Source organism: Legionella sp. km772, from assembly GCF_003989735.1.
GTDB lineage: Bacteria > Pseudomonadota > Gammaproteobacteria > Legionellales > Legionellaceae > Legionella.
The window spans coordinates 1-22400 of sequence record NZ_RZGQ01000031.1; the positions used below are offsets into that span (position 1 = coordinate 1).

Genomic DNA, 22400 nt, shown 5'->3' on the forward strand with positions numbered 1-22400 from the left:
AAACTCATTTAAATCACTTTGCTATTAAGTACAAATTGATTCTTAGAGCGAACCAGATTGCTTGGCAGGAGCTTAAAAATATGGCAGCTTAAAATTGACCGTGCGTAACATGAGTTAATTAAAAGTCGCAGACGATTAATTCTATCCATGAATCCTTGGTGACTTACTGGAATAATAAATTTTGCCATATTAGTGGAATGCATTTTAGCTTCTTTAGAAATGCGAAGATCAAGTTTCAGCGGTTTTAAATGCTGACTTACCCTATAGTTATTTACCTGTACAAAAATAGCATTTTCAATGGCCGCATCAGGGCTCAAAGTAGCTGCATAGGTTAAATCTCCCAAATTAATTAATAAAAACATTATCATAATAATTAATTTATGTTTGCACATGCTAATTGACCTCTGCTAACAGTGGATATTTACAAGTCCAAAGTGTATAACTATGAATAGAACTAGGAGCTTAAGAGGGGCTAGTATTTTCTGAGTTGATAGTATGGACTAATTATAATGCTGTAGCCCTTTATGGGCTGTATTTTAATTATACACAAGGTGGGTATAAATTCCAGTTTAGAACACTTTTTTAAGGATAGTTATGGAGAAAGTTAAAAGGAACAGTGTTCTTGGTCCTTTATTTGGGAATGCCTTGGAATGGTATGATTTTTTGATTTATGCCAGCTTTGCAAGCGTATTCGCAGAAATTTTTTTTCCTTCAAATTCTCATTTTATTTCTTTAGTGCAAAGCTTTTCCTTATTTGCAATGGGATTTGTGATGCGCCCAATAGGTGGTGTCATTATTGGCCATTATGCTGATCATCGGGGACGGAAAAAAGCCCTCATCATATCCATGTGCATTATGACTATTTCTACCTTTTGTATTGGCTTAGTTCCTGATTTTAAAACTATTGGAGTTGCAGCCCCAATTTTATTTTCCCTCTTCAGGCTTATTCAAGGATTAGCTATTGGTGGAGAACTACCGGGCTCGGTAACATATTTGATTGAACAACATTGGGCTAAAGGAAGAGGCTTATCTGGGAGCTTAGTTTTAAGTTCTGCATTTTTAGGTATTCTATTAGGTTCTCTAGTTACAACTATTTTTAGCGGTTTATTTAGTGAGGAAATGCTTTTAAAATGGGGCTGGCGCATTCCTTATTTTTTAGGTGGTATAATGGGGGTTTGGGGCATTTATTTACGTATTAATAGTGTGGAGTCCCGCGTCTTTAATGAGCAAAATACTAAACCTCTAGCCTTTAAAAGTTTATGGTTCGATTATAAAAAATCGGTATTATTGTCCATTGTAATAACGAGTGTACTTGCGCTCGGAAATTATTTATTAATAGCCTATGTAACGACTTTTTTAGTTAAAGCGCAGACGTTCGCCCTGCATGAGGCCTTAGCCATTAATTTAATTGCTTTATTCGTACTTACTTTAGTAATTCCGATCATGGGGTATCTCTCTGATCACATAGAAAGAAAAAGAATGTTTATCTTCAGTATCATTTTATTTATTTTACTAATTATTCCCTTTTTCTTTTATTTAGGAAGTAAAAATTGGTGGGTTGTTCTTGCAGCTGAGTTAATGCTTGCACTGATATTGGCACCAATCAATGCCATTGTTCCTACAATGATTGGAGAAATGTTTCCAGTGAATATAAGGGGAAGAGGTGTCTCTTTAACTTATAATATTGGCCAAGCTCTATTTGGTGGGAGCATGCCTTTAATTGCTTTAAGCTTAATTCACTACACTGGAAATACTATAACTCCAGGCTATTATATTTTGTTCTGGGCACTTATTGCCTTCGTGTTTTCATTTTGTTTAACTACGGAAAAAATACATTAATGTAAATTGAGCTTTGCCTTGATAAGACATTAAGCTAGGCCCAACCATATACTCTGAAGTGGCAAGATCAATTGAGTTGGTGTTTTTATTGTGAGGGATAATAATTTAGCGCACCGTAGCAACTGTCTTGAATTTTAATTCAAGACAGTTGCTAGGATAGACGAGGGCGATTACGCGCCCTTAAAAATTAATATACATCGCTTCCGTTGTCAGCAACAACACGAGTGTGTCTACCATAAATAACTAAGATCTTCTGCTTGTTTTTAAGTTTTAAATCTTCAGATTGTACTACCGAAATAATACCTCCGGAATTTAACTTAATAACGTATTCAACGCCATGAGTTTGGTTGTAACCACCATCCATGAAACTATCGGGGCCAGGTTTTGTCGCACCTACACCCTCAGGATTTTGTTTACGCAAGTTTACTTTTCGCATAGAAATTATGGTCCCAGGGATTACTTTTTTAATTTTCCCAATTTCATTTGCATCATATTCACCGGGGGGTAAATCTGAGTTACAACTAACCAATAAAAGACCGAGTAGGAATGCTACAATGGATTTAAATACGGCTCTATTTTTCATGTGATTTAAACTCCAATATTAAAGAATGAAAAAGTTCCAGCCTATTCTAGCTGAGTTTTCGTTAATTATTAATTACTTTTTGTAAGTTCTTCTAACAGACTACTAGCGCCAATCCGAAACCAATTTTTATCAATAGTTTTCTGCAAGAAATATTGCGCAAGGGCGGCATAATTTTTAGCTTGTGCAACGGTTTTAATGCCGCCCGACACTTTAATGCCACAATTTTTTCTAGAGTCTTTAAGGGCGCTTAATAAGGTGAATACTGCTGATAAGCTCGCTCCTTGCGGCGTTTTACCGGTAGAGGTTTTAAGAAAGTCGATGTTTAAGGTTAGTAACTCATTTGTTAACTGATAAAGCATTGCTAAGTCGCTAAACTCACCCGTTTCTAAAATAACTTTTAACAATAGTCCCTGTTCTTTGCAATAAGTAGAAATGGCAGCTGCATGATTTATGGCTTCTTGCTCTTTACCCTCTAGATAAGCCCTAAAAGGAATAACATAATCAATTTCCTTAACGCCATTTAGCCTACTTTGATTAATTTGAGTAACACACTCATTAAGGTTTTGATTCCCGTGAGGAAAATTAATGACGGTTGCTAAATGAATGTCAGAGTGTTTTTTGCAGTGCACTAAATCTTTAGGGAAAACACATAGCGCTGCTACTTGATGTCGAGCGGCCAAATGATTTATCGAGGATAAATCATTTGGCGATGCTTGCTCATTTAATAAGGTAAGATCAATACAGGAAGTCAATTGCTGGTTGCTGATGAGTTCACTTGGTTTTGATAGAAAATCACCTAAAACCTTATTCAAATGATTGTTGATGCTCATGCTAACTCTGCAATGTAGTGTTTGAGCAATAAGTTAAGTTTATTTGCTGCACCAGCGGCCATTTCGACCACTGCATCATGGCTATGGCTAGTTTTACTAAGCCCCGTAGCATGATTAGTGATCATTGCAATAACAGCTACCTTCATACCGCAATGGTTTGCAACTAAAACTTCAGGAACAGTAGACATTCCGACTGCGTCAGCTCCTAAAATACGAAAAGCACGAATTTCTGCCGCTGTCTCATAATGAGGGCCTAATACTGAAATATAGACACCTTCACTTAATCTAATATGGTTTTTTTCTGCTACAGCCAAAAGAGAGGCACGCATTGTTGAATCATAAGCATTATCTAAAGGATAAAATCGAGGTCCAAAATCATCATCATTTGCGCCTATTAAAGGATTACTGGGTTGCAAATTGATATGATCATTAATAAGCATTAATTCACCAGGGCCTACTTCTTCACGAAGTGAACCTGATGCATTGGTGGCAATAAAATAAGTACATCCTAAAAGTTTTAATGTACGTACGTAATTTTTAACTGTTTGATAGTTATCAATCCCTTCATAAGTATGAGCACGACCCTGAAGACAAACAACTCCCACTCCTTGCCAGTAGCCTAGGATTAATTTACCACCATGCCCTTTTACTGTAACATGGGGAAAACCGGGTAATTCTTCGTAGTCGATTATTGAAGCATTTTCTAATTCGTCTGCAAATTGACCTAAGCCTGAACCTAAAACAATACCTACTTTGGGAGAAAAATTAGGGTTATTTTTTTTAATATATTCACAAGCAATGTGTGCATCCGATAGAGTGGTTTTTACAGTCATACGATCTTCCAATTAGGGTTTAAAGTCAAATGCTAAGGGTAATAATTCATCAATACGAATACTTCGTAATATACTGTTTTTGTCGCATAAATAAATTAATGTTTCCGGGCTAGAAAACTCATAAATTTTCTGCCGGCATGAGCCACAAGGCGGGCAAAGTTTATTATTTCCAGCTAATACCACCACACTCTTAATACGTTGTTCGCCAGAACTAACCATTGTACAAATAGCGGAAGCTTCAGCACAGGAAGTTAGGCCATATGAGCCATTTTCCACATTAACTCCAGTGTACAAATTACCTTTATCGGTGCAAATACAGGCGGCTACTGTAAATTTAGAATAGGGTGCATAAGCGTTTGCCAATGCGGAATGGGCATTAGCAATCATTTTTGTAATTATTTTATCCATAATAAGCCTTGTAATTAAGGGTACAAAATATACTAAATTACCATAATAAATTACAAGTAGGGGAGTCACATTCTTCTAATTTTGCCTCATCTTTATTAGAATTTGAGTGGTTGACTTTTCCTCCTAAACGGGGACTATGATAGGGCTCAGGACTCTGTGTATTACTGTATTCTAAGGTGGGCCCCAAACCATGCGACATTTTATTATAACTTGGGAGCGGGGTCTTTTTATGAGCCTCAAAGTTATAATTAAGCCAGTACTCAGCTGCAATTAGACTCATAGCAATACTAATTAAACCAGACACAGCGAGTATAGGTATTGTTTGTAGTGGGAACAAAAAGATTGCTGTAGCAGAAAGGGCAGTACTCAATCCAACCGAAGTCATCGCTAATGCATAAGAGAGATAGCTTTTTTGATAGGACTTGGAATATTCTTCGTCGGCGGGTGGATTTTTTAATTTATGGTATTCACCAATAGCCCAAACCACATTGCTTGAAAAAAACAACCAAGCAGCTGGAATAGCCCATACAGGGATAGAAATTGCAACAATGCTTAAAACCGCAGCCCCTATTCCTAAAAATGCGGCATAGGCGTTTTGTTCTTTAAATGAAGCAAACCCGTACCATTCTTTGTCGCGAGGATATTGCTCAGGATAAAAACGGCTTGCCACATACCACATGGAGTAACCAATTAAGCTCAGACCGAATGTAATTAGATTTAAAAAAGGAGTCGCTATGGTCACCGCCGGTATATATTGTACTTTAGAGGCAACTAAGCTTAGAAAAAAAGAGATGCTACTTAATTTATCTATTATTTTTCTTGTATTATTAGTAGGTTGTGTACTCACGGAGTGCCAATTCGCTGATGTAAAATTGAGCATTTTACGTGAGATATAATGCAAAATCCAGTGCTTAAACTAAAATTTCTCTGTAAGGTAGAAAGTAAACTTACAGGGTTAATTCATCGGCAGACTAATTCTTACTAACAAACCACCTTGCAGCATATTAATTGCCTCAATTGTACCTTGATGAAGGGTAATTGCTCGATAAGCAATCGCTAATCCCAGACCATAACCCCCAGTCTTTTTCGTTCTAGAGGTATCGACTCTATAAAAAGGATTAAAGATTTTTTGCAATTGCTCTTCGGGTACTCCTGGACCATTATCTTGAATTTCAATACAAATCATTTGTTCTTTGGTACATTGTTTGAGAGATATCTTGATTGTTTTATCCGAGGGTGTGTAATGAAGGGCATTACGGACGACATTTTCTAGCGCGCGATGGATAAGACGCCTATCAATATTGAGCGTGCAAGGTTCAATAATTCCTGAAACGAGCCGCTTATTGTTTTCGTTAAATTCAAAATTCCCATCATGAATTATTTCAGCTAGTAAGAGATGCATATCACAGAAGTCTCGATGCAATTCGGTTGTAGACTTTTCTAAACGAGCAAATTCTAAGATCTCAGTGATTAGCGCATTTAAACGAGAACTTTCAAGTTCCATACGATCAAGCTCGGCACTTGCTAAGTGACCTGCTTTTTTTCTCCCTAACTCGATAGCTATATTTAATCGTGCTAAAGGAGAACGTAATTCGTGGGAAATATCCTGTAACAAACGCTCTTTAGAGTGAACTAGATTTTCCAGCTCTTCGGCCATTCGATCAAAGTCGTGACTTAGTTTAGCTATCTCATCTTTGCTATGTCCACGTATTGGCCCTACCCGGGTATGAAGTTTTCCGGTGGCAATTGATTGCGCTGCTAATCCCAAAGAGCGCAAAGGCCTAGTTAAATAGAGTGATAATAGATAACAAATAAGGCCACTGATAAAGATAGCTAGGGTCAATCTAATAGTTAAACCAGCCCAAGGTATTTGGAAAAAATGAGAAATGGGGGTTTCGCTAACTGCTGCAAGGCGATAAAACTTTCCTGAACTGGATAAAATTTCATGGCTTACTATTAACTTTCCAGATTTAAATATACCTTCACTAGGCAATTGATTTTTAACTAAATAATGAGAGGTAGTTTTTACACTCTCTGGTGGATTTCGAGCCCCTATAATTTCCCCTGTATTAGATAAAAGGAAAATAGTCATATGACGGGATAAGCCAATTTGGCTAAGCCATTTTAATAAGGCTTGATGTTGTCCTGATTCAAAAGTAGCTACAGCGGCATTCGCATAACTATCCATAAATGCGCTTTCTTGCGCAGGCTGGGATGACTTTTGCGTAATATGACTGGCAACCCAGGCGATACTCACGATTATAAAAATAGAGGCAAGCCAGAATGAAAGAAAAATTTTCCAATACAAACTACGCATTAAACATATAACCAAAACCACGAACTGTTTTTAAAATTGGCTCGCCCTGTGGATTATCCCCTAATTTATTACGTAAATTACTGATATGGACATCAATGCTGCGATCATAAGCAGTATATTTCCTTCCTAGCGCATATTCCGTTAATTCTTCCTTAGAAAAGGCTTGGCCAGGAGATTTGATTAACATTTCTAAAATATTAAATTCGGCATTGGTTAGCTCAAGAAAAGCTCCCGCCATCGTTACGGTTCTTTTAGAGCAGTCAACCATGATATTATGTTCTTCAATGACAGGGCGATGCACGGGGGTTTTCTGGGTACGGCGCAAAATTGCTCTTAAACGAGCAACTAGTTCTCGGGGATTACATGGTTTAGGCAAGTAATCATCGGCACCGATCTCAAGCCCGACAATTCGATCAACATCATCCCCCCGGGCTGTCAGCATTAAAACAGGTGTTTGAGAGTGTTCTCTGACTGCTTTAAGAACCTCAAAACCATTCAATTTGGGTAACATGACATCTAAGATAATGGCATCAAAACTAATGTTTAATGCTTTTTTAACACCACTTTCGCCATCATGAACACAAATAACATGAAAGCCTTCTGGTTCTAAATATTGGGCTAAAAGGTCCGTTAGTTCTGTATCGTCATCAATGATTAGAATAGAGCTATTCATAATTATCCTTAGGCACTTTCTTTTATTGTTCTATTATCAATACATTCTAACAATTTAATTCGCCGTGCATCGGCATTAATTATTTTAAACTCAAAGTCATCAATGGTGATAGATTCTCCACGTTTGGGTAAATAACCAAATTTATTCATTACAATACCGCTTATAGTGTCATAAGTATCATCACTAAAATCAGCGTGTAATTGTTCATTGAATTCTTCAATAGGAGTGTGGGCTTTAATAATGTAGCAATGATCATCATGCGTTTTGATATAGGCATCTTCATCAATGTCGAATTCATCTTCTATATCACCTATGATCTGTTCGATAATGTCCTCTATAGTGACAAAACCTGAAATCTCGCCATATTCATCCACGACAATAGCCATATGATTTTTATTACTACGAAATTCACTCAATAAGCTATCTAAAGGCCTGCTTTCTGGAATAAAAGTGACTTGACGACAGATGTCAAAAAGATCAAAAGTTTCAATATTATCAGCATGGTAACGAAGTAGATCTTTTGCATGCAATATGCCAATAATTTCGTCAGGATTTTCCCCGGTAACAGGAAATCGTGAGTGTCCAGTGCGCGCTACCACTTCTATTATAGTTTGGTACTCATCATCTTGATTAATACAAACCATTTGATTTTTAGGTAACATGATATCGCGAGCGCGCATTTTTGAAAAAAGAATAGCACCCTCTATCATTGCAAGGGTTTCAGAGCTAATTAAAGAACGAATTTGGGCATCGCGTAATAAACTTACGAGCTCTTCTTGGTCTTGGGGCTCACCTTGAATGAATTGTTTTAGGCGAGCAAACCATGATGTATCTTCTTCTTTACTCAAGATTATAATCCTCTTGGTCATAGGGATTAGCATGTCCTAATTCTGCTAATAACTTCACTTCAATCGCCTGCATGATGAGGGCGTCTTTTTCTTCAATGTGATCATATCCTAATAAATGGAGAACCCCATGAATAACAATCAAGGCCCAATGTTCCTTGAGCGATTTATTAAACTGCTTACTTTCCTCTACTAAAACTTCAGGGCAAATAATAACGTCACCCAAAAGAGGGCAGTCTAATTTTATACCCTCAGGGAGAGAGCATGGAAAGGCGAGTACATTGGTGGTCTTATTTTGTTTTCTATAGGTATGATTTAAATCGATCATTTCGGTGGGAGTGACTAAACGGATAGTTAGTTCTGCATCCGCTTGTTGATCCTTTAATGCTAGCGAGGCGAGTTGGGTTAACTCGTCTTCTGAAATAGGTAAAGGATTATCTGTCGCATTTTGAATATCTATGTAATAAGTCATTTGTTTTTCCCTAATACCTCATCATCATAACAATCAATAATTTTGGAAATGAGGGGATGTCTCACTACCTCTTGACTGGTGAAGGTATGGATACTAATTTCAGGAAGATTTTTAAACAGTCGCACGGCATGGGCTAAACCAGAATCAGTTCCTTTCGGTAAATCAATTTGTGTCATATCACCTGTGATTACTGCTTTAGACCCAAAGCCCATTCGGGTTAAAAACATTTTCATTTGCATGGTAGTTGTATTTTGAGCTTCATCCAAAATGATAAAGGATTCATTTAAGGTTCTTCCCCTCATGAATGCTAGGGGCAATACCTCAATGACATCAGTTTGGATCAACTTTTGCGTTTCTTTAAAACCTATCATTTCATATAAGGCATCATATATAGGTCTTAAATAGGGCAACACTTTCTCAACTAAATCTCCAGGGAGAAAACCTAGTTTTTCACCGGCTTCAACGGCAGGTCGTACGAAAATTAAGCGCTGAACCTCTCCTTTTTCAAAATATTCAATAGCTTTAGAAACAGCTAAATAGGTTTTACCAGTACCTGCCGGTCCGACAGCGAAGGTTATATCCTGTTTATCAATTGCATCTAAGAAAAGGGCCTGCTTATTATTACGAGCAGCAATAGTTTTTCGAGATAATCTAATATTATGCGTCATGGCTGATTGGTTATGTTGATGAATAAGCTGAGCGATGGTTTTACTCTCAATAGGTTTACTAACCATGGGAAAGAGTGATTTTAAAATATGTTTTGCTTTTTTTATATTATTTTCTAAAGCGCCGTACAAAATAACATCATCCTGACTAATTTTTATAGTTATGTTAAATTGTTCTTCTAGGTATTTTATATTACTGTGTAGGACTCCACACAGGTTTGCAAAATCCTGTGCCGAAAAAGAGGGTAATTTTATCGTTTCCTGATTTAATGTACTGCTCAAAGGTATTTTAAAAATTGAATCACCATAGATTAAGAATAGTTCAAAATGCCTATGCTCTGCAAGTTAAAACATAAAAATTACTGATTCATTAACCGATTAAAATGAAGAGATTATCGCTCAACGAAGTTTATTGCTCGGACTCCGTTCTTCATCAGCATAAAAATCTTCATCCAATTTTCTATTGATTTTAATGGCATAAGGCTCAATTGCTTGTAATGCATTAATGAGGGTAGTGCCTTGCTCTCGAAGTTGGGATGGTACGTGTTGTAAGGTTTTTACAGCCAAACTTACTTCATAGGGAATAATTTTTTCTTGGGTTAACACGCCTACTAAAAGTAACATATTATGATTTTCTAGATAGGTTCCACTGTATTCTTGAAGTGCTCTAGAATTGTTTACTAAGTCGTCTATGCTTTGTCCTGCATAGTAATTTTTTAACTCGTTATAGAAGGTACTTAAGGCATGTTTTGTAGTTTTTTCTAATGGGGCATTTTTTATAGTGTCAAGAATACTACTTAAGCAGTTGATAAGTTTAGTTTGTTCAACTTGCGCACAATGAATTGCCCATTTTTTCTTTACCTCTTTTTCTTGTTCATTCACCATGATTTTTTCATCAGTTAGAGTATTAACTATAAGTTTAGGCTCAGATATTTGCTTTTGTTTCAAATTTGCACAAAAAAATAATTGTCGTCGATAAAAGTGGAGAGATTCTGGATATAATTTGATACAAATAGCTTCACCTAAGGAATACGTGCTATAATTTTTCATTTTAATTCTTCAGTTTATCACTATGATTGATTTGCATTGCCATAGCATCTTTTCTGATGGTGCCTTAAGCCCAGAAGAATTAATACAACGCGCCCAAACTCAACATTTAACCTGTTTTTCGTTAACCGATCATGACACGGTGGCGGCTTATTCTCGCTTGCAGCAAGCGGCGCTTAACAGCGGCATAACGCTTATTAATGGGATTGAATTGAGCGTGCGTTGGAAAAAATACGATATTCATGTTTTAGGGTATCAAATCAATCATACTGAAGATTTACTCGCTTTAATTGAGCGACAAAACCAGAGCCGTGTGTTACGAGCTGAGCAAATAGGGGCTTCTTTAGAAACCTTAGGTATTGAAAAGGCCTATTCTAAAGCGTGTGAAATTGCTGGTCATAAGCGAGTAGGACGTCCTCATTTTGCGCAAGTAATTATCAATGAAGGAAAATCAAGGGATATGAAGGCCGCCTTCAAACAATTTTTGATTAGGGGACGAAAAGGCTATATACCCACCCCGTGGGTTTCTATTCAAGAAGCCGTAACAGTGATTAAACAGGCAGGTGGACAGGCCGTTATTGCTCATCCACTTAAATACGGATTGACGCGTACTAAGTTGCATGAGTTAATTAGTGAATTTAAAGAAGTAGGCGGGTGCGGTCTTGAGGTTGTCTCAGGTAATATGACGGCAACCGAAATTAATCAAGTGGCTGGGATGAGTTTACGATTTGATTTATTAGCTTCATCAGGCTCCGATTTTCACAGTGATACTGCTTCACGCACTAAGCTTGGGGGACAGTCGCAGCTGCCCGAAATGTGTAAACCTATTTGGTATAATTGGACTATTTGACAGGGGACTTTAATGAGTCAGTTTTTTGCTTTACATCCGGATAATCCACAATCACGTTTATTACGTAAGGCCGTAAACATTATCGAAGAGGGGGGGCTAATAGTTTATCCTACTGATTCTGGTTATGCTTTAGGATGTAAGCTAGGTAATAAAGCTGCTTTAGAACGGATAAGACGTTTACGGCAATTAGATAAAAATCATAATATGACTTTAGTATGTAGTGATTTATCTCAACTTGGGATGTATGCCCGAGTATCTAATCCCATATTTAGGCTGCTTAAAGCATTTACACCAGGGTCCTATACTTTTATATTAAATGCTACATCCGAGGTACCGCGTTTGATGTTACATCCTAAAAAAAGAACCTTAGGTCTTAGAGTACCCGATAACAATATTACCTTGTCATTATTAGAATGCTTAGAGGCACCTTTAATGAGTACTACTTTAATTCTTCCTGGCGCTAAAGCACCTTTAAGTGAGCCTGAAGCAATTAAAGATCTACTCGGTGCGCAAACTGATCTGATTATTGATGGTGGTAATTGTGGACATGAACCAACTACAGTAGTGGATTTAACTGGTGATTATCCAGTAATTATACGTGAAGGGAAAGGCGACCCAGAGCCATTTAAATAAGTTAAATTTTTATTAAGTAAGAAGAGGAAATTGATGTCAGCATTATTTACTTCCAATAAACGAGTTGTCTCAGGTATGCGTGTCAGCGGAAGGTTACATCTAGGTCATTATCATGGCGTTTTAAAAAATTGGATAAAATTACAACATCAATACGATTGCTTCTTCTTTGCTGCCGATTGGCATGGTTTAACTACTCAATATGAGCAGACTAGCTTTATTAAAAAACACTTGTGGGATATGGTAATTGATTGGTTGGCCTGTGGTATTAATCCTGGGTTATCAAAAATTTTTATCCAATCCTGGGTTCCAGAGCATGCTGAGCTACATCTGCTTTTATCCATGATTACTCCTTTAGGTTGGCTAGAGCGTGTTCCTAGTTATAAAGATCAACAAGAGAAATTAAAAGAAAAAGATTTATCCACCTATGGTTTTTTAGGCTACCCTTTATTACAAAGTGCTGACGTACTTCTCTATCATGCAGATTATGTGCCCGTCGGTGAAGATCAAGTAGCGCATATTGAATTAACACGTGAGGTTGCTCGACGTTTTAACCACATTTATGGCAAAGAAGCTAATTTTGAGGAATTAGCTATGGAAGCTATAAAAAAGATGGGTAAAAAACACAGTAAAATGTATAGCGAATTACGCAGACAATTCCAAGAAAGTGGTATCCATGAGGCGATTCAAACCGCACAAGCACTTTTAGAGGAACAATCCAATTTATCAATAGGTGATAAAGAGCGTTTACTGGGCTACTTAGAAGGCAGTGGTAAAATTATTTTACCTGAACCTCAGGCGATGCTTACTGAAACGTCAAAAATGCCTGGTACTGATGGACAAAAAATGTCCAAATCTTATGGCAATACCATTATGTTGCGTGAAGAGCCTGCGCAAGTTGAAAAGAAAGTATTAACTATGCCTACTGATCCTGCACGTATTAAACGAAGCGATCCAGGTGAACCTGAGAAATGTCCTGTTTGGCAGTTTCATAAGATTTATTCAGATGGCGAAGTAAAAGACTGGGTGCAAAAAGGATGCAGAACCGCAGGCATAGGCTGCGTGGATTGTAAACGACCCATTATCGATGCAATTAATCAAGAGCTTCAGCCCATTCAAACGGCTATAGCAGATTATGAAGATGATCTTGGCTCAGTAAAGCGAATTGTTGCAGAAGGCAGTGAGGCTGCGCGTGAAGAGGCTAATAAAACCTTAAATACTGTTCGTGAAGTCATGGGGCTGGATTATTAATGAGCTCTGAGATGCCGCTTAAACCAGAGTTTAAAGCGATAGTTAAGGGTAAAGAGCTAACTCAGGTTCCTAATGATTTATTTATACCTCCAGATGCTTTGGAGGTCCTATTGGATTCATTTAGCGGCCCCTTAGATTTGTTGCTTTATCTTATTCGTAAACAGAATATTGATATACTCAACATTCCCATCACCAGTATTACTAAGCAATATTTACAATATATTCAATTAATGGAAGCGAAACGGATGGAGTTAGCTGCTGATTATTTATTAATGGCAGCGATGTTAGCTGAAATTAAATCAAGAATGCTATTGCCAATGACTCCTAGCGATGATGAAGAGGAGGGTGAAGATCCGCGCATGGCCTTAGTCCGTCGTTTACAAGCCTATGAGGAGATGAAACACGCCGCCGAACTTCTGGATGCCTTACCCAGGCAAGATCGGGATCATTTCATAATTCAAGTGCAGCCTAATCAATTAGAAACAATTAAAGTTCACCCAGAAGTTAATCTGATGGAGCTTGTGGAAGCAATGAGTTCCATCCTCATAAAAGAGCAACATTTAACCAAACATGAAATTGCCCGTGAAATTTTATCTGTACGTGAACGAATGAATGCCATTTTATTAAAAGTACAGCAGCAAAAATTAGTGGATTTTACGTCTTTGTATACGGCAGCAGAAGGACGAATGGGCTTGGTGGTAAGTTTATTAGCGATTCTTGAATTAGCGCGGCAGTCTTTGTTAATTATTACCCAAACTCAAGCCTTTGCCCCCATACATTTACAAGCAGCTTAAGATGGAAGAATTAGAACTCAAAAATATTATTGAAGCTCTATTATTAAGTAGTGGCGAACCCATTAATTTAGATAAAATACTTAGCGTCTTTGAAGAATGGCAAAAACCCTCATCAGAACAGTTACAAGAACTAATAAAGTGCTTGCAGCTTGAGTATGAATCTCGTCCCATGGAGCTTATCCACTTGGCGAGTGGCTATCAATTACAAACTAAGGCACAATATGGAATTTGGGTATCTCGTCTCCAAATGGAAAAACCGGCTAAATATTCACGTGCTTTATTAGAAACCTTGGCGATCATCGCTTATAAGCAGCCGGTTACTCGTGCGGATATCGAGGAAATACGTGGGGTTGCGGTTAATACTCAAATAATAAAAACTTTGATGGAACGGGAATGGATTCGTATAGCAGGATATAAAGATGTTGCTGGTAAACCAGCAGTTTATACTACAACTAAAGAATTTCTGAATTATTTTAATTTACAATATTTACATGAGCTTCCTTCTTTACCAGAGGTCATGCAAACATTGAATCTGCATGCAGATTCCCCTACAGAAGAGTGTGTAACAGAATGAGTAGTGAACGTTTACAAAAAATATTAAGCCAAGCTGGATTAGGATCTCGTCGAGAAATGGAAAGATGGATTGAAAGCGGCTGGGTGCAAGTGAATGGTCAAACCGTCAAACTAGGTGATTGTGCAGGACCATTTGATAAAATTACGGTTAAGGGCAAGTTAATTGTTAATCCATTAAAAGAAAAGCAAGCGACACGTATTCTCATGTATCATAAACCAGTGGGAGAAATTTCCAGTCGTAATGATCCTAAATTTGAGAAAACCGTCTTTGATAATCTCCCTCATTTGAAGCAGGGACGTTGGGTACAAGTTGGGCGCTTAGATTTGAACACTTCGGGCTTATTACTGTTTACCAATAACGGTGACCTAGCTAATCAATTAATGCATCCTAAATTTGAATTAGAAAGAGAATATGCTGTTCGTGTGCATGGGGAGGTCACCCCAGAAATATTAAATAACTTGCGAAAGGGCGTTCAACTGGAAGACGGACTGGCCAAGTTTACCCGACTTCAATTTCATGGAGGGGAAGGGGCTAACTCTTGGTATCATGTTACTTTAAATGAAGGGCGCAACCGTGAAGTACGTCGTCTTTGGGAGTCGCAAGGCTTAGAAGTTAGCCGTTTGATACGTATCCGGTATGGTACTTTATTTATGCCACGCTTCTTAGCTCGGGGACAAACTTATGAAATGACTCCTAAAGAAGTTTCTGAGTTTTTAGCAACTCTACCAAAGAACAAATAAGTATTAGATAAAGGTTGAATCATTAAGATTCAACCTTTATTAAAATAACTATTTTTGGTCATCTTGTGCTGACTTAGCGGGGGTAGTTGTTGCATCTTGAGAAATATTTGAATTTTCATCTATTTTTTGCATGCTACTATCAGAAACAGCACCTACTGAACCGCCATTCGCAAATGAAAAAGTACTAAAAATAAAAGACAAAGAAAATACAAGCCCAGTAATGATTTTAATGTTCATGGATATAAGCCCTCGAGTTGTTTCATTTTAAGTGTAGATGCAGCGCATTAGTTGATCAAATTAAGTGCAATAATTTAAACTTAAATTGATTACCACTTAACAAGCTTGGCTATTATGAATTAAGCTCATTTAAGCACAGCGATTTCATTGAGTTATTTCGCCATCGGAGTTTTTAATCACTTGAGTGCCGTCTACATTCTTTTGCAGGGTAGAACCATCTGTATTTTTAATAACTTGGGTGCCATCTGGTTTGGTTGTTACGGATGAACCGTCTGGGTTCATGATCACTTTTGTACCATCCGGGTTTTGTACTATTGAACTGGCTTTAGAGTTTTTCTGCTCAATTGTATCATTACTTTTTTGAATCGTTTCAGTCGTGGTTGGAGGCACCTCTGCTGGACCATCAACTACTGTTCCTTGAGTATTAGTGATTTTTACGGTAGAGCCAGGACCTTGAATTTCAATTTCAGAAAAAAGTACAGTGTTGCTAAGAAAACCTACAAGCCCTAAGGCTAATCTAACTTTAGTTATCCTTTTCATTGTTTACTCCCTAGTAAATTTAATACCTTTAAGTCCTCCTAATAGGTTAAGGTCTATCTTTTTAAGTATAGACTATCAAGTGGTAGCACCTTCTAATTAAGAATAGTAATAAAATTAAGAGAATACTGTCATATTACTTCGCATTCTGCCTCTTTTTCCGATAAAATAGCTTATTATGTTAGTGTAAGTAAATGGTTTTAGAGAATTAGGATGAGAAGAGTTAAAGCACCGCCAAATAGTACTCCGCATCAAGCCCATATTGTTAACCTTAGTCACGATGGAAAAGGTGTTGCTCGTATTGAAGGTAAAGCAACCTTCATCACCGGGGCTTTGCCTAATGAGCAAGTGGAGTTTCAATATACCCGTGTAAAAAAAGATTTTGATGAGGGAAAGCTACTTTCGGTAGTGGAACCATCGCCAATACGTGTTCAACCGAAATGCACTCAATATGCAATGTGTGGTGGTTGCTCTTTGCAGCATATGAAAGAAGAAGAGCAAATTGTCTATAAACAAGAGCAATTACTGGACTTATTGAAGCGTTATGGGCATACACAACCGCAAGAGCTTTTAGCGCCATTAACCAGTGCTCATTGGAATTATAGAAATAAAGCTCGTTTAAGTGTACGTTTTGTGGAAAAAAAACAAACGTCGATGGTGGGTTTTAGAGAGCGTAATAATCCTCGTTATATTACTGAAATTAACCATTGCCCAATTTTAAATGCAAAAGTAGATGGCGATATTATGGCTCTAAGAGCCCTTATTGAGCAGATGGAAGATAAGCATTGTATTGCTCAGATTGAAGTCGCGGCCGGCGATGAAGAAATTGCTTTAATTTTCCGCAATCTTAGCCCTTTAACGACTAATGATGAACGCCATTTGGTTGATTTTGCTGAGCAGTATGGTTATAAGATCTTTTTGCAGCCAGGTGGCCCTGATACCGTTACTTGTTTTTACCCACCTAACACGAGTGAGTACCTAAGTTATCAACTACCTGATTACAACCTCAGCTTTCAATTTCACCCCACTGATTTTACTCAAGTTAATTCGGCTTTAAATCTCTCTATGGTGCGTTTAGCCCTGCAATTAATGGAGCTGAAAAGTTCTGATAGAGTGCTAGACTTATTTTGTGGCTTGGGTAATTTCTCTCTACCTATGGCTAAGTATTGTTCTTATCTTGTTGGTGTTGAAGGAAGTCAGTCTATGGTAGAGCGAGCTTCTATGAATGCTCAAGCAAATAACTTAAGCAATCTAAGTTTTTATGCAGCAAACTTAGATGACGTAGAGGAAGTACAGAAACTGGTACAGCAATCATTTAATAAAGTATTAATTGATCCACCCCGTTCTGGCGCGTTGGAATTAGTTAAACAAATTGATAAACTTAATCCAGAGCGCATTGTCTATGTTTCCTGTAATCCGGTTACCTTAGCCCGAGATACGGATATTTTAGTCAATCATAAAGGTTATAAACTAGTAAAAGCCGGGGTTATGGATATGTTTCCCCATACAACGCATGTTGAGTCTATTGCACTGTTTGAAAAAGGATAAATTTCATGGTTAGAGTAAAAGATACTACTCCTTTGGCTTCTGATGGCAGTATTGATTTAGCTTTATGGCTGCATCAGTTAAGCACGAAAGGTTATTTAGATAATCTTGAACTCATTCGCAATGCCTGTACCTTAAGTCAGCTAGCAGGACAGGATCATGCTACGGAGACTGGACAAACCTGCTTGCAACAAGGTTTGTCCATGGCAGATTTGTTGGCCGACTTAGAGGTGGATCAAGAAACTATTGCGGCGGCCATTATCTTTGAAAATGTCCATTATGCTGGACTTTCGATTGATGATGTTGAGGAACAGTTAGGGCCCAATATTGCAAAACTAGTTAAAGGCATTGAAAAAATGAGTGCCATTAACAATTTTCAATCTTTTAATAAATACCCACAAAATAAGCAACAAATTGATAACATTCGTAAAATGTTATTGGCCATGGTTGATGATGTTCGCGTGGTACTGATTAAATTAGCTGAGCGACTATGTATCCTTCGAACCGCAGGCCATTTACCTGATGCTATTCGTAAACAATTAGCTACAGAAGTGATGGAAATTTATGCTCCTCTTGCCAACCGTTTGGGTATTGGAGCTATTAAATGGGAAATGGAAGATTTAGCCTTTCGCTATTTGCACCCTGAGGATTATAAAGCGATAGCCAAGGGTTTAAAAGCAAAGCGTCTTGAGCGGGATAACTTTGTAAATATGATAGTTGCTGAGTTAAATCATCAAATTCAACAATTAGGTGCCTCACATTTTGCTGTCTATGGCCGTTCTAAGCATATCCATAGTATCTATAAAAAAATGACGCGTAAAAACGTTTCTTTGGACGAAATTTATGATGCAACCGCGGTGCGGGTTTTAGTCGATACGAACCCACAATGTTATGAGGTTTTGGGTATAGTACATGCTTTGTGGAAACAAATTCCTGCCGAGTATGATGATTATATTATTAACCCTAAACCCAATGGTTACCAATCGCTCCATACGGCGGTACAAGGGCCGGAGGGCCGGGTCTTTGAGGTGCAAATAAGAACCTTTCATATGCATGATTTAGCCGAAATGGGTGTTGCTGCTCACTGGAAATATAAAGAGGGTGGTGGTACACAAAAAGAAAGTCATGAGCGGAAAATTGAATGGCTACGTGATGTATTGGCTTGGCATAAGGAAATGGCAACCAATAAGGGCGTATCTGAAACAGTTACTACTGAGTTTTTCGAAGATAGGGTTTATGTCTTTACACCTGATGGGGATGTATTAGATTTGCCCCATGGAGTTACTCCACTTGATTTTGCTTATCATGTCCATAGTAATCTAGGACACCGATGTCGTGGAGCAAAAGTTAATGGCCATATCGTTCCTTTGACTTACCAATTGAAAACGGGTGATCGGGTTGAGGTATTGACTGGCAAGGAACTGAAGCCCTCCCGTGATTGGATCAATCCGCATCTGAATTACTTAAAAACAGCACGGGCAAAAGCTAAAGTATTGCATTGGTTTAAAATGCAAGATTATGACAATAATGTTCAAGATGGACGCGAACTATTAGATAAAGAATTAAAATCATTGGGGATTAAATCCGAACGTTTGCAAGAAGTGGTTACGGCCTTACATTTTAAAAAGCTAGATGATCTTTACGCAAATTTAGGACGCGGTGATATAAAAATTGGCCAAATTATAAGCCGTTTGGCTCCACCTGAAAGTGCTGAGTTCGATATTCAAAAATTTGTACGTAGCAATCAAGCAAAACCTGAAGCGACAGGAAGTGATTTACGGATTGAAGGGGTGGGTAATTTATTGACCTTCATGGCTCGCTGTTGTCAACCCGTCCCAGGAGATCAAGTCCTTGGTTATATTACTATTGGTCGTGGTGTTTCTGTCCATCGACAAGATTGTCCTAATATAATTCATGCCAGCGAAAGACAGAAGCAACGTTTCTTGCAAGTACATTGGGGCAGTGCTACTCGCGAAAATTATGTGGTAGACGTATTGATTAAAGCCTATGATCGCCCTGAATTGTTGAAAGATATTACCTCTTTGTTATCTAATGAAAAAGCCCATGTTTACTCTTTGCAAACCACTAGTGATAAACATCACAACATGGCTTTTATTAATTTAAAAGTAGATATAGATGGGTTAAATAGTCTGTCTCGTTTGTTAACTAAATTAGAACAAATTCCCAATATTTTAGAGGCAAGACGTCAATTATAAAAAGATATGCTGACTTTAAAATGCCCTGTATGGTTGAATTTGACGCACAAAAAATCCTAAACTATATTCTTGTATAAGTCCAACGTTAGAATATTCTTTAGGAGTGTCACCATGCAAGGCAGAATTGAACCTCCCTCAAAAAAACCAGAGCCCTCAAGCAAAGAAAAGCTTAAAAGTGCTGAAAAAATTCCCAGCTATCATACGGTTGCGGTTGGTTCAGGGCCTGTTGGATTACTCAGTGCGTTAAGTGCCTTACAACATCGTAAACCGGGCGAAAAGGTTGCAGTTTTAGCTGACAGACGCGAAGAGTTAGGCGTTCGACAACAAGTATTATGGATTCAAGAGGATGTATTCCAATTTATAAAAAAAATGGTGGGTGAGGACTTAATAAATCGATTTATGGACGAACTTGCCATTACTGAAGATGAGGAGGATGGCTATTATCTCACCACTGGTGATTTTGAGCGTTTACTCTATATTGCATTATCAGAATATACCCAAGGTGAGGATTATGATTTTATTGATGTTCAGAAAATTGCTCCTAAGCAAAAGATCACCGATGCCATTCAAATTAATAAAGAACAGCAAGTCATTTCCGTGCAAGGACTTGCTATTAATGGCGTGCCCATAGAGGGGGCCCCTAAGACTTGTTCTTTAAATTTTAAAAATTTAGTCGCTGCAGATGGTGCAAGAAGAACTTTGGCCAAAGCGATGGGTGAGGAGGATGTTATTTTTGACGAAACGCAACGTCCTTTGCATCATACAAAACATGTCGTTGCGACCTTCAGGCTACCCGAAGGAACCACTCCCCAATCTTGTTCAAAATTAAAGGTATATCCTGGAGCAACCGGTGCAGAAACGGTATCGATGCCGACGTTAGAGGATATTCCCTTTTCACGAGATATTACGCCTTGTTCTTTAGCACAATTAAAAACCGACTTCGGATGGAAAGGTCATACACGACCTCATTCCCAAATTTATGCGACAAGAGATGTGGTCTATATTGGCGCGGAAATGCCTGCTGATTTGCCTAAAGAAAAAGCGCGTGAATACGCAATACGGATGATGCACGATCAGTTGCCTCAAGACTTCATCGATAAAATGACCGAAATTCCCTGCGATCTCAATACGGCCTATGGTAGAAAGATGGAGCAATTAAAAGTGTCGGTCTTTGATATCGAATTAGGTGAATTAAACAAAACTTTACAAGTTTGTGCTAATGAAGATGAAGATCAACTAGGTGTGATTTTCTACATGGGGGACGCTAAGAAAAATCCTCTCTACACGACAGGCACAGGTGTACAAACTGGGGTAAGGGAGGTGATGGGATTTGATACTTATCTTGATAGTGTCAGTACTCCTAAACTCGATAGCGATAAAAGAACTGATAAACAGCGTCTACGAGATGCTTTAGAGAGTTATCATGTTCATACTCAAGAACTGCTTGGGGATATTAGAACCAAGCAAGATGGTTGGATTGAGGGACGCGTTAAGAAGGAAAAAGAAGCTGAAAAAAATTTTAAAGTATTCACGCGGTACAAAAAGAGTATTGCGGAGTTAAACTCTTTGATATTAAAGGTCAATGAGGCTTTTGCTAAGTTGCCTAATGATGAAATCCCTGAAATTCCAGAATTTTTTGATCAGGCCCATACAAAATTAAATGATTTAAAAAATAAATATAAAAAAGTTTTTCTCTGCTGCAAAGGCGAGGCTCATATCTCCAGTTATAATGGTGTTAATGTTGAAGACATGATCAAGGAGTTTAAAGTAATAGAGGAGGAAATTTTAACGACATATCCTTCTTTAGAGTCCGTGACTGAAAGTCTGTCTGGCACACCCAAAGAGTTTGCTGCTACCTGGTATAACGATATCTCGGAAGCGTCTAAGCAGTTTTTATTAGATTGTTATCATGGTGTATCTAAAAGTTCTGCGACCACTTCGGCTGTAAAGGTGGGGTTATTTAGCGGTAGCCAGCTTTCTGAACAAGGCCCGAAACTTAATCATGAACCAAAAATTGATGGCTTAACGATGTAGTACTCAACTACCGTTAAGTATACATACATTAAGGAGCAATTATGGGTAGTACTGCATCTGGAAGACCAGAAAGTATGGTTTTTTTTAAGCCTGATAAAACTGCTGCTGTAGCAGGCAAGGATAAAGCAAAGCATCTTTTAGATGAGTTAAAAGGTTCGCTTTTTCCTATGCATACCAAATTATTTATTGAACGGCTGGGAGTGAGTAGTGATTTAATAAAAGCTATCATCAATGATGACGTTGCGAAAGTAAACACTATGAGCGCCACGATGACGGGCGATGATTTTAAAGAAATAATGCTCATAGCTGCTTTTATGGGGGCTAATCAAGTATTTAACGCCATGAGAACGGCCCATCACTTTTAGCTAGGTCCGGGGATCTGGAACAAAATTCAGGAAAAATAAGAGCTATTCCCGGTTTGTTAGTTCATTCACCTTACTCTCAGAATGGCTTATCCACAAGTCCATAGGCCAGGAGAGC

Annotated in this window: 25 protein-coding genes; 11 read left to right on the forward strand and 14 right to left on the reverse strand. The window is 38.0% G+C overall.

What is annotated here, in order from left to right:
• Positions 1-8 precede the first annotated feature (8 nt).
• A complete protein-coding gene (locus ELY15_RS16060; protein ID WP_158617414.1) occupies positions 9-392 on the reverse strand; it encodes a hypothetical protein in 384 nt (127 codons plus the stop codon).
• 202 nt (positions 393-594) lie between these two features.
• On the opposite strand from ELY15_RS16060, the gene ELY15_RS05475 reads away from it, so the two are divergent.
• The gene (locus ELY15_RS05475; protein WP_127098650.1) at positions 595-1839 is read left to right on the forward strand and encodes an MFS transporter; all 1245 of its coding nucleotides are present in this window, start codon (positions 595-597) and stop codon (positions 1837-1839) included.
• 187 nt (positions 1840-2026) lie between these two features.
• Here ELY15_RS05475 and ELY15_RS05480 read toward each other — a convergent pair whose 3' ends face one another.
• The 11 genes from ELY15_RS05480 to ELY15_RS05530 form a co-directional block, all read right to left on the reverse strand.
• Complete coding sequence (locus tag ELY15_RS05480) at positions 2027-2422, reverse strand: hypothetical protein (protein WP_127098651.1); 396 nt, start codon at positions 2420-2422, stop codon at positions 2027-2029.
• Positions 2423-2490: 68 nt separating this feature from the next.
• Positions 2491-3252 (reverse strand): deoxyribose-phosphate aldolase, encoded by a 762-nt coding sequence (gene deoC, locus ELY15_RS05485; RefSeq protein ID WP_127098652.1) that lies wholly within the window; start codon positions 3250-3252, stop codon positions 2491-2493.
• Positions 3249-4085, reverse strand: coding sequence for a purine-nucleoside phosphorylase (locus tag ELY15_RS05490; RefSeq protein ID WP_127098653.1), 837 nt, complete (start codon positions 4083-4085; stop codon positions 3249-3251). Before ELY15_RS05490 ends, deoC begins: the two co-directional genes overlap by 4 nt.
• A gap of 12 nt (positions 4086-4097) precedes the next feature.
• Positions 4098-4493: a cytidine deaminase gene (gene cdd / locus ELY15_RS05495; RefSeq protein WP_127098654.1), complete on the reverse strand. Its 396-nt coding sequence runs from the start codon at positions 4491-4493 to the stop codon at positions 4098-4100.
• A 37-nt stretch (positions 4494-4530) separates the two neighbouring features.
• Positions 4531-5340, reverse strand: coding sequence for a hypothetical protein (locus tag ELY15_RS05500; protein WP_127098655.1), 810 nt, complete (start codon positions 5338-5340; stop codon positions 4531-4533).
• 108 nt (positions 5341-5448) lie between these two features.
• Entirely contained in the window at positions 5449-6810 is a 1362-nt protein-coding gene (locus ELY15_RS05505) for an ATP-binding protein (RefSeq protein ID WP_127098656.1), read from the reverse strand.
• Positions 6803-7483: a two-component system response regulator CpxR gene (gene cpxR / locus ELY15_RS05510; protein ID WP_127098657.1), complete on the reverse strand. Its 681-nt coding sequence runs from the start codon at positions 7481-7483 to the stop codon at positions 6803-6805. Before cpxR ends, ELY15_RS05505 begins: the two co-directional genes overlap by 8 nt.
• A gap of 8 nt (positions 7484-7491) precedes the next feature.
• Entirely contained in the window at positions 7492-8364 is an 873-nt protein-coding gene (locus ELY15_RS05515) for an HlyC/CorC family transporter (RefSeq protein ID WP_127098658.1), read from the reverse strand.
• On the reverse strand, positions 8324-8800 hold the full coding sequence (ybeY, locus tag ELY15_RS05520) for an rRNA maturation RNase YbeY (protein WP_127098659.1): 477 nt from the start codon (positions 8798-8800) through the stop codon (positions 8324-8326). The genes ELY15_RS05515 and ybeY overlap by 41 nt, the downstream gene beginning before the upstream one ends.
• Positions 8797-9747: a PhoH family protein gene (locus ELY15_RS05525; protein ID WP_127098660.1), complete on the reverse strand. Its 951-nt coding sequence runs from the start codon at positions 9745-9747 to the stop codon at positions 8797-8799. Before ELY15_RS05525 ends, ybeY begins: the two co-directional genes overlap by 4 nt.
• A 117-nt stretch (positions 9748-9864) precedes the next feature.
• A complete protein-coding gene (locus ELY15_RS05530) occupies positions 9865-10515 on the reverse strand; it encodes a hypothetical protein (protein WP_127098661.1) in 651 nt (216 codons plus the stop codon).
• A gap of 22 nt (positions 10516-10537) precedes the next feature.
• Here ELY15_RS05530 and ELY15_RS05535 point away from each other — a divergent pair, with 22 nt between their 5' ends.
• From ELY15_RS05535 to rluB, 6 genes are read left to right on the forward strand one after another with little or no spacing between them, the layout of a single operon-like run.
• A complete protein-coding gene (locus tag ELY15_RS05535) occupies positions 10538-11362 on the forward strand; it encodes a PHP domain-containing protein (RefSeq protein ID WP_127098662.1) in 825 nt (274 codons plus the stop codon).
• Positions 11363-11374: 12 nt separating this feature from the next.
• The gene (locus ELY15_RS05540; RefSeq protein ID WP_127098663.1) at positions 11375-11995 is read left to right on the forward strand and encodes an L-threonylcarbamoyladenylate synthase; all 621 of its coding nucleotides are present in this window, start codon (positions 11375-11377) and stop codon (positions 11993-11995) included.
• Positions 11996-12028: 33 nt separating this feature from the next.
• Entirely contained in the window at positions 12029-13243 is a 1215-nt protein-coding gene (locus ELY15_RS05545) for a tryptophan--tRNA ligase (RefSeq protein ID WP_127098664.1), read from the forward strand.
• Positions 13243-14037, forward strand: a complete 795-nt coding sequence (locus tag ELY15_RS05550; RefSeq protein WP_127098665.1) for a ScpA family protein — start codon at positions 13243-13245, stop codon at positions 14035-14037. The genes ELY15_RS05545 and ELY15_RS05550 overlap by 1 nt, the downstream gene beginning before the upstream one ends.
• Position 14038: 1 nt before the next feature.
• Positions 14039-14611, forward strand: coding sequence for an SMC-Scp complex subunit ScpB (gene scpB, locus ELY15_RS05555; RefSeq protein WP_127098666.1), 573 nt, complete (start codon positions 14039-14041; stop codon positions 14609-14611).
• Positions 14608-15351, forward strand: coding sequence for a 23S rRNA pseudouridine(2605) synthase RluB (gene rluB / locus ELY15_RS05560; protein WP_127098667.1), 744 nt, complete (start codon positions 14608-14610; stop codon positions 15349-15351). The genes scpB and rluB overlap by 4 nt, the downstream gene beginning before the upstream one ends.
• A 48-nt stretch (positions 15352-15399) precedes the next feature.
• Here rluB and ELY15_RS05565 read toward each other — a convergent pair whose 3' ends face one another.
• Both ELY15_RS05565 and ELY15_RS05570 read right to left on the reverse strand, forming a co-directional pair.
• Entirely contained in the window at positions 15400-15588 is a 189-nt protein-coding gene (locus ELY15_RS05565; RefSeq protein ID WP_127098668.1) for a hypothetical protein, read from the reverse strand.
• 144 nt (positions 15589-15732) lie between these two features.
• Positions 15733-16128: a hypothetical protein gene (locus tag ELY15_RS05570; protein ID WP_127098669.1), complete on the reverse strand. Its 396-nt coding sequence runs from the start codon at positions 16126-16128 to the stop codon at positions 15733-15735.
• A gap of 210 nt (positions 16129-16338) precedes the next feature.
• On the opposite strand from ELY15_RS05570, the gene rlmD reads away from it, so the two are divergent.
• From rlmD to ELY15_RS05590, 4 genes are all read left to right on the forward strand, one after another.
• Positions 16339-17673 carry a 23S rRNA (uracil(1939)-C(5))-methyltransferase RlmD gene (gene rlmD, locus ELY15_RS05575; RefSeq protein ID WP_127098670.1) on the forward strand — a complete coding sequence of 445 codons (1335 nt, stop codon included), beginning with the start codon at positions 16339-16341 and terminating at the stop codon, positions 17671-17673.
• Positions 17674-17678: 5 nt separating this feature from the next.
• Positions 17679-19886 carry a GTP diphosphokinase gene (gene relA / locus ELY15_RS05580; protein ID WP_127098671.1) on the forward strand — a complete coding sequence of 736 codons (2208 nt, stop codon included), beginning with the start codon at positions 17679-17681 and terminating at the stop codon, positions 19884-19886.
• Between the two features lie 111 nt (positions 19887-19997).
• Complete coding sequence (locus tag ELY15_RS05585) at positions 19998-21920, forward strand: hypothetical protein (RefSeq protein ID WP_127098672.1); 1923 nt, start codon at positions 19998-20000, stop codon at positions 21918-21920.
• A 41-nt stretch (positions 21921-21961) separates the two neighbouring features.
• Entirely contained in the window at positions 21962-22285 is a 324-nt protein-coding gene (locus tag ELY15_RS05590; RefSeq protein ID WP_127098673.1) for a hypothetical protein, read from the forward strand.
• Positions 22286-22400 lie beyond the last annotated feature (115 nt).

Excerpts from the sequence above, each read along its gene's own strand:
- ELY15_RS16060 (WP_158617414.1), bottom strand. The coding sequence starts at position 392 with ATGTGCAAACATAAATTAATTATTATGATAATGTTTTTATTAATTAAT.
- ELY15_RS05475 (WP_127098650.1), top strand. The coding sequence starts at position 595 with ATGGAGAAAGTTAAAAGGAACAGTGTTCTTGGTCCTTTATTTGGGAAT.
- ELY15_RS05480 (WP_127098651.1), bottom strand. The coding sequence starts at position 2,422 with ATGAAAAATAGAGCCGTATTTAAATCCATTGTAGCATTCCTACTCGGT.
- deoC (WP_127098652.1), bottom strand. The coding sequence starts at position 3,252 with ATGAGCATCAACAATCATTTGAATAAGGTTTTAGGTGATTTTCTATCA.
- ELY15_RS05490 (WP_127098653.1), bottom strand. The coding sequence starts at position 4,085 with ATGACTGTAAAAACCACTCTATCGGATGCACACATTGCTTGTGAATAT.
- cdd (WP_127098654.1), bottom strand. The coding sequence starts at position 4,493 with ATGGATAAAATAATTACAAAAATGATTGCTAATGCCCATTCCGCATTG.
- ELY15_RS05505 (WP_127098656.1), bottom strand. The coding sequence starts at position 6,810 with ATGCGTAGTTTGTATTGGAAAATTTTTCTTTCATTCTGGCTTGCCTCT.
- cpxR (WP_127098657.1), bottom strand. The coding sequence starts at position 7,483 with ATGAATAGCTCTATTCTAATCATTGATGACGATACAGAACTAACGGAC.
- ELY15_RS05515 (WP_127098658.1), bottom strand. The coding sequence starts at position 8,364 with ATGCTAATCCCTATGACCAAGAGGATTATAATCTTGAGTAAAGAAGAA.
- ybeY (WP_127098659.1), bottom strand. The coding sequence starts at position 8,800 with ATGACTTATTACATAGATATTCAAAATGCGACAGATAATCCTTTACCT.
- ELY15_RS05530 (WP_127098661.1), bottom strand. The coding sequence starts at position 10,515 with ATGAAAAATTATAGCACGTATTCCTTAGGTGAAGCTATTTGTATCAAA.
- ELY15_RS05535 (WP_127098662.1), top strand. The coding sequence starts at position 10,538 with ATGATTGATTTGCATTGCCATAGCATCTTTTCTGATGGTGCCTTAAGC.
- ELY15_RS05540 (WP_127098663.1), top strand. The coding sequence starts at position 11,375 with ATGAGTCAGTTTTTTGCTTTACATCCGGATAATCCACAATCACGTTTA.
- ELY15_RS05545 (WP_127098664.1), top strand. The coding sequence starts at position 12,029 with ATGTCAGCATTATTTACTTCCAATAAACGAGTTGTCTCAGGTATGCGT.
- ELY15_RS05550 (WP_127098665.1), top strand. The coding sequence starts at position 13,243 with ATGAGCTCTGAGATGCCGCTTAAACCAGAGTTTAAAGCGATAGTTAAG.
- scpB (WP_127098666.1), top strand. The coding sequence starts at position 14,039 with ATGGAAGAATTAGAACTCAAAAATATTATTGAAGCTCTATTATTAAGT.
- rluB (WP_127098667.1), top strand. The coding sequence starts at position 14,608 with ATGAGTAGTGAACGTTTACAAAAAATATTAAGCCAAGCTGGATTAGGA.
- ELY15_RS05565 (WP_127098668.1), bottom strand. The coding sequence starts at position 15,588 with ATGAACATTAAAATCATTACTGGGCTTGTATTTTCTTTGTCTTTTATT.
- ELY15_RS05570 (WP_127098669.1), bottom strand. The coding sequence starts at position 16,128 with ATGAAAAGGATAACTAAAGTTAGATTAGCCTTAGGGCTTGTAGGTTTT.
- rlmD (WP_127098670.1), top strand. The coding sequence starts at position 16,339 with ATGAGAAGAGTTAAAGCACCGCCAAATAGTACTCCGCATCAAGCCCAT.
- relA (WP_127098671.1), top strand. The coding sequence starts at position 17,679 with ATGGTTAGAGTAAAAGATACTACTCCTTTGGCTTCTGATGGCAGTATT.
- ELY15_RS05585 (WP_127098672.1), top strand. The coding sequence starts at position 19,998 with ATGCAAGGCAGAATTGAACCTCCCTCAAAAAAACCAGAGCCCTCAAGC.
- ELY15_RS05590 (WP_127098673.1), top strand. The coding sequence starts at position 21,962 with ATGGGTAGTACTGCATCTGGAAGACCAGAAAGTATGGTTTTTTTTAAG.